Source organism: Bacillus sp. TL12 (assembly GCF_022625245.1).
In the GTDB taxonomy this organism is placed as follows: Bacteria; Bacillota; Bacilli; order Bacillales; family Bacillaceae_G; genus Bacillus_A.
The window spans coordinates 1-4,806 of record NZ_JAJJBY010000094.1 but is presented as its reverse complement, the minus strand read 5'-3'; the positions used below and the strand labels follow the sequence as shown (position 1 = coordinate 4,806).

4 protein-coding genes and 1 pseudogene are annotated in these 4,806 nt (G+C 29.5%); 3 read left to right on the top strand and 2 right to left on the bottom strand.

The genetic code is table 11. From position 1 onward, the window contains the following. Positions 1–69: 69 nt before the first annotated feature. Complete coding sequence (locus tag LOK41_RS27310) at positions 70–684, bottom strand: stage II sporulation protein M (RefSeq protein ID WP_017150269.1); 615 nt, start codon at positions 682–684, stop codon at positions 70–72. 349 nt (positions 685–1,033) lie between these two features. On the opposite strand from LOK41_RS27310, the gene LOK41_RS27305 reads away from it, so the two are divergent. Beyond that, on the top strand, positions 1,034–1,684 hold the full coding sequence (locus LOK41_RS27305; RefSeq protein ID WP_241819239.1) for a DUF3967 domain-containing protein: 651 nt from the start codon (positions 1,034–1,036) through the stop codon (positions 1,682–1,684). A 393-nt stretch (positions 1,685–2,077) separates the two neighbouring features. Then, the gene (locus tag LOK41_RS27300; protein WP_241819237.1) at positions 2,078–2,848 is read left to right on the top strand and encodes a CsxC family protein; all 771 of its coding nucleotides are present in this window, start codon (positions 2,078–2,080) and stop codon (positions 2,846–2,848) included. Between the two features lie 114 nt (positions 2,849–2,962). Here the strand turns inward: LOK41_RS27300 and LOK41_RS29400 are convergent. Then, positions 2,963–3,128: pseudogene (locus tag LOK41_RS29400) on the bottom strand (MerR family transcriptional regulator); the annotation flags it as partial. A gap of 512 nt (positions 3,129–3,640) precedes the next feature. Between LOK41_RS29400 and LOK41_RS27295 the strand changes: the two are divergent. Then, on the top strand, positions 3,641–4,396 hold the full coding sequence (locus LOK41_RS27295; RefSeq protein ID WP_241819236.1) for a CsxC family protein: 756 nt from the start codon (positions 3,641–3,643) through the stop codon (positions 4,394–4,396). Positions 4,397–4,806 lie beyond the last annotated feature (410 nt).

The following is a 4,806-nucleotide window of genomic DNA, read 5'->3' as shown; positions in this document are numbered from 1 at the left end:
TTGGAAGTTATAAGCACAGTTTGTATTATGTTTAGGTAAATCTCAATCTTCATCAAGCATATAAAGTTCCTAAAATAAATCAAGTATAATATCAGCTATATAAGTTTCCAAGAATGCAGCAACGATAATTATAGGTAAAGTTAAAACAATATAAATCTTTATTACTTCTAAAATCTTTTTACTAAGAGATACTCTTTCTTTATCCTTTTTGAATATAATTTTTAATTTGATTCTAATAAATTTATTTAATTCAAAAAGAATGGCCGCAAATAAACAAAAAGCGAAAACTTCAAAAAGGTAATGAGGGATAGTAGAAATTATCATCCCAAATCCTTTTTTAAAATCAACTTGTAATGCAATTCCAAAAAGAACCCCAGGAACTGAAACAGTTAAAATTATACTTATGACATATAAAAATTGTATTGGAATCAAGGCTAATATAAACATTTGTAAAGGTACTATAAAACCATTATTAACAATAAATGACCATACCTTTTCTATACCTGTTGGTTCCTTTACTTGATCTGGCAGTTTCTTTCCTATCTCTTCCATTATTTCTTTTAGATCGAGATTGATTATAAAGGTTATTATGGTTGCAATAACTGTTAGTGCTACACTTAATATAAAAAAGTTAATAGCTCTTTTAAATATAACCTTATTAATTACATTCGAAATAATTCTCACCCTCTTTTTCTAAATTTTAACATCATAATAATACGGTAGTAAAGAAATTTCTCTTGTATATCCTATACATGTAAGGTTAACATAACGTCCTATTATCGATAGCGAAGACAAGGGGGAATCCGCTTTATAGCAAGGATTTCAACTTGTCTTTTTCTATTTTTCTATGCATCTTTTTATACATTTTTGATATAGCAAGGATTCTAGGGGTCTTTGCCATTAGTCTATGAATTTTGAAGTTTGACTTGACCTATGTTACCGACAAATTCCACATTTCAAAGGTATTTCGTTTTATCATGTATAATGTAACTTTAGAAACATCATTGGAACGTTAAAAGGAGCGTGAAGAACGATGTCTGATGGAACGCGGAATGGTATACAATCCGATCCACTCCCTGCTTTCCTAACCAAGGAAGTAGCAGAAATGTTAAGTATTAGCGAAAGCTATTTGCGTAAATGGTGTTTAGAGTTAGAAAAACATGAATACATCTTTGTAAAAGTTCGTGATCCTAAAAGTAATCGCGAATATCGAACCTTTACTTCAAAAGATATAAAAGCTTTAAAACAATTTCAAGCACTTATGAAAGATGCCGGATATAACAAGGCTGATGCTGCCAAAACCGTAGCAATAACCATAAATAATGAAAATTGGAACACGAGTGGAACGTCCCATGATCCAATTGATTCCCAATCTTTGCTTATTACGAGAGATAAAGAAGTATTGGAACGCGAAAACAATACTAATTTGTTACGTGAATTGTTGCGCGAGGAACGCGAAGAAATAACAAAAGAACTCCAATCCATGAGAGAAGAACTACGACGAACTCAAGAAGAATTTCAAACATTGAAAAACGGTATAAAAATATATCAAAAACACCATGAACAATTGTTGCAAGAAAGAGATGAGCAACTATTACATAACATAAGATCTATTCAAGAGACTAAACAACTAGTTGCTCCTACTACGGAAAATAAACATCATTGGTGGAAATTCTGGAAATAAAAACAAGCCTTGCATATAATCAAGGCTTGTTTTTATTTAACTATTCAATTCTAAGCGCTAAAATATCTCTACAATCTAAAACAATATTCATTATATTAAAAAGAAAGGAATCCTATGAGCAGGTTTCCTTTCTCATCAAGGAGATTTTAAAATATAAGTGTTAAACAAGTTCACCACTACTCGTCACACATTATAATGTATGTTTGCTTATTCAAAATAGTGTAATTAATTTTAGTACTATTTATCTTTTTTAAAATATAAGAAAGTTCACTAAATATTTCAAAATGAGAAAAATCACTATTACACAAGCCCTCACACAAATAAATATACTAAATATCATATTAAAGGAAATATGGAAAAGCTCTAAATATAAAATAAATGGAGGTTTTATAATTGAGTAAAGAAGAAAACCAAAGTCACAATGATCATCATAAAAATGATTGCAAGGTTAAGTCAGAAACACGGACTCCACTCCAAGATTCTGATGTAACGCCTATTCTTGCAAACAATCCAAGAGTTAAAATTCCAGTTGTGTTAGCAGAAAGAACGCTTCAAATTGTAGTAGAAGCAGATATTCCACTTCATCCACCAGCAGTAGAAATTAAAAGAGTGTTAAAAGATGTATTTTTAACACAATGTAAACTAGTACCTGTTGAATATGAAGCAATTAATACAACAGGATATTTACAAGTAACAAGAGCAAAATTATTTGTAGAAGGTTTTATTCGTAAAAATATTGAATATGCAAGTAAAGACTGCAATGGCAAAATTTATGATAAAATTGCAAAAGTTCACTTCTCTGGCTTTGCTGATTTAAATGAAGATGACTTTCTTTCTCCAGCAATTATTGCTTTTTCTTCAGAAAATAAAGCTCGCTTTATTAATCCAAAAAAGAATGATATTCCTCGTCTAGACAAATACTTCTTTGAAAATAATGTTTTCTATAATGAACAACCATTTTGTGAATTAATTAGTGCAGAATTTTATGAGCTTGACTATTCACCATGTTTTATTGAGGATAACAAACATGATAAAAAAGGCTCGTGTGATGAAAGACATGACGAAAGAGAATTTGACAAATTACGTGAAAAAATCGTTCTTGATTTGACTTTAAAAGTCTTACAAACTCAACAAGTACAACTCGGAACCGGAAAAGACTGGTAATTAAAAATGTTTATGCACTAAAAAGAGAGAAGAATCTTAAAAAATTCTTCTCTCTTTTTTCTATTAAATTTTAAAATTTATTTACTAAACAGAACAAATTCAAAATAATTTCTTCTGTTCTATATCTGCTACGTCTTTATGAAAAAAGACTCTAGAATTATTATTTCCTCGCTCAAAAGGATACCCTGCTTCTTCTAGGACAAGACAATATTTACGTAAAAGTACTTGAGCCAATCCCTAATTTCTTGGCTACCTCTGATCCCCAATAAGTTTGAGCCATACTTTGTCCTCCCTCTGCTCTAAGCTGTTCTTTAGTTGCTATGTAGTCTTTTCCTTCTTTAAAAAGGGAACACCTTATTTTTTCGATTTAAAGAAAAGTTTTTATTACCTTTTACAACCATCAATTAATAATAATTATAATTTTATATATTTAATTATTTAAATTTAAATGCTAGTTTACTTTCAAATCTCCTAAAATAATATTCATTATATTAAAAAGAAAGGAATCCTATGAGCAGGTTTCCTTTCTTATCAAGGAGATTTTAAAATATAAGTGTTAAACAAGTCCACCACTACTCGTCACACACTATAATGTATGTTTGCTTATTCAAAATAGTGTAATTGATTTTTAAATACTATCTATCTTTTTTAAAATATAAGAAAGTCTACTAAATATTTCAAAATGAGAAAAATCACTATTATACAAGCCCTCACACAAATAGATATATTAAATATCATATTAAAGGAAATATAGAAAAGCTCTAAATATAAAATAAATGGAGGTTTTTTTAATTGAGTAAAGAAGAAAACCATAAAGATGATTGCAGGGTTAGGTCAGAAACACGGACTCCACTCCAAGATTCTGATGTAACACCTGTTCTTGCAAACAATCCAAGAGTTAAAATTCCAGTTGTGTTAGCAGAAAGAACGCTTCAAATTGTAGTAGAAGCTGATATTCCACTTTGTCCACCAGCAGTAGAAATTAAAAGAGTGTTAAAAGATGTATTTTTAACACAATGTAAACTAGTACCTGTTGAATATGAAGCGATTAATACAACAGGATATTTACAAGTAACAAGAGCAAAATTATTTGTAGAAGGTTTTATTCGTAAAAACATTGAGTATGCGGGTAAAAACTGCAATGGCAAAATTTATGATAAAATTGCAAAAGTTCACTTCTCTGGTTTTGCTGATTTAAATGGAGATGACTTTCTTTCTCCAGCAATTATTGCTTTTTCTTCAGAAAGTAAAGCTCGCTTCATTAATCCAAAAAAGAATGATATTCCTCGTCTAGACAAATACTTCTTTGAAAATAATGTTTTCTATAATGAACAACCATTTTGTGAATTAATTAGTGCAGAATTTTATGAGCTTGACTATTCACCATGTTTTATTGAGGATAAAAAACATGATAAAAAAGGCTCATGTGATGAAAGACATGACGAGAGAGCATTTGACAAATTACGTGAAAAAATCGTTCTTGATTTGACTTTAAAAGTCTTACAAACTCAACAAGTACAACTCGGAACAAATGGACTTAACTGCTAATTAAAAATGTTTATGCACTAAAAAGAGAGAAGAATCTTAAAAAATTCTTCTCTCTTTTCTCTATTAAATTTTAAAATTTATTTACTAAACAGAACGAATTCAAAATAATTTCTTCTGTTCTATATCTGCTACACTATTTATAGCAACAGTTGCTACATAGTGTTTTCTTTTATATCTATCAATTTAGTAATTTATACAAGATTTTATACAAAAAAACAGAAAAATAAAATAGCAAAGTCCCCCGGAATCCTTGCTATAACAACCATGTATAAAATCATGCATATAAATTTTACAAGTGTAGAAACAAGAAACCAAGTAAAGACAAGGATTCCCCCTTGTCTTCGCTACCAATAATTGTGCGTTATGTTAACCTTACATGAATACGGTATACATAGTTTTTTGTTTAACGA